Below are 1,822 nucleotides of genomic sequence, written 5' to 3' on the forward strand. Positions count from 1 at the left end.
TAACTCTATAATAGTTAACCATAAAGTTTAAATCATTAATATCTACTTTTTTATCTGCTGTAACATCTTCTTCTGGTGCTACTACTTCTCCATTATCCTTAAAAATTTGAATCTCTGCTGCTGAACAATATCCTTTAATAGCTTTTACGATTTCTATTTTAAATGATACAGCTCCCTTAACTGTTTCAAACTTTATTTCTTGAGGTAAACCTGTATCTTGTAATTGTACATTTTCTAGTACTTTTTTGTATTCTTTTCCATCAGTACTTGCATATAAATTTATAGTTTGCCAAACACCAGCATATCCCTTTTCTACTGGATGGTATATTATTTTATTAATATCATAAGGCTTTACCATATCTACTTTTACTTCGTATGGCTTACCTATTTTTTCTTTTTCATTCCAATCTACAAACCATAAACTTGAGAAACTTCCATCAAAGGCTTGATTTATTCCATAAGAAGGATGCTCACTACTAGCTGTTGCTTTTAATTCTGATTTATCTACAAGATTTAAATTTCTATCAGGTGCTGTTTCTCCAACAACTTCTTCGCTCCAATCTCCAACCTTTGTTTCATTTACAGCTCTTACTTTATATTTATATTTTGATACTGATTGTAATTCTTTATGAATAAACGGATTAGTTACATTTGTATATATTTTTCCATCAATCATCAAATCATAAGAAGTAGCATCTTTTACATTACTCCAATTAATCGTAAGTTCATTGTCTTTAACATCTGATATAAATATATTTTCTGGAACACTTGGTTTTACTAATGACTCATCTACCTTTTCTATATCATTATTAAATCTATCTAACTCAATTTCTAAAGGTTGAGCAACTAATGTAGCTTTAGTTTTTACTCTTACAACACCACCTTGTTCATTAGCATCAAAATACCAAGAACAACATTCTGTTTTTTCAAATTCCTCTTTATTAGCAACTTTCTTTAATTCATGTACTCCTTCTCCTGGTTTCACAATTACTTTTTCAGGATCAACCTTGGTATGAATTACAAATTCATGCTTTCTAGCCGAAGGCATTCCATCATAGCTCCCCTCTGTTGGATTCACCTTTATAGTAGCTTTACCTGTTTCTTCTGTTGGAGCACTTACTTGGATCTTAGTTATAGCATATTTACCTGTTCTATGCTCCTTAGTATTTCCATCATCTTCATATAGACTATATTCGGAATTTCCATAAGGATAAATATTTAATGTTAAAGGATATTTATCACCTGGCATTTTTTCTCCATCATAATTTGCTTCTGGATACATAGGTATTATTGCTCCAGCCTTTATGAATACAGGTAATGTACTTATATCAGCTTTATATCCATTTAGAAACTTTCCACCTTCATATTGTTTTCCAGTCCAAAAGTCAAACCACCTTGTATCTTTAGGAAAATATATTCCATTTCTTATGTCTGGTTTTGTTATATCATCTGTATCACCTTCATATATAGGTGCTACTAAAATATCCTTTCCTAACATAAATTGATATTGAGTATCTTTTCCTCTAGTTATAGGATCATTTTGAAATTCCCAAACCATAGCTCTATCTATTGGTGCACCAGTTTTATAACTTTCTGCTGCTGTAGTATACATATACGGAGTTAATGCTTGTCTTAATTTTAAATATTTTCTATTTATGCTTGTATAAGGCTCTCCATATATCCAAGGTTGTTTATCTTTTTGAGCCCAACCAGACATATTTATCATAGTTGGTATAAATGTCTTCCATTGAAGATCTCTTGTATACGTTTTAGCTTTACCACCAAATATTCCATCAGTATCTGAACTTACATATGGCATACC

General features: G+C 30.8%; 1 protein-coding gene. It reads right to left on the reverse strand.

Annotated features, from left to right (window positions below; genetic code table 11):
- On the reverse strand, positions 1–1,822 hold a 1,822-nt coding region (locus BUB01_RS22585), incomplete at both ends, for a DUF5110 domain-containing protein (protein ID WP_143152566.1).

The organism is Clostridium cavendishii DSM 21758, from assembly GCF_900141845.1.
GTDB classification, from domain to species: Bacteria; Bacillota; Clostridia; order Clostridiales; family Clostridiaceae; genus Clostridium_AG; species Clostridium_AG cavendishii.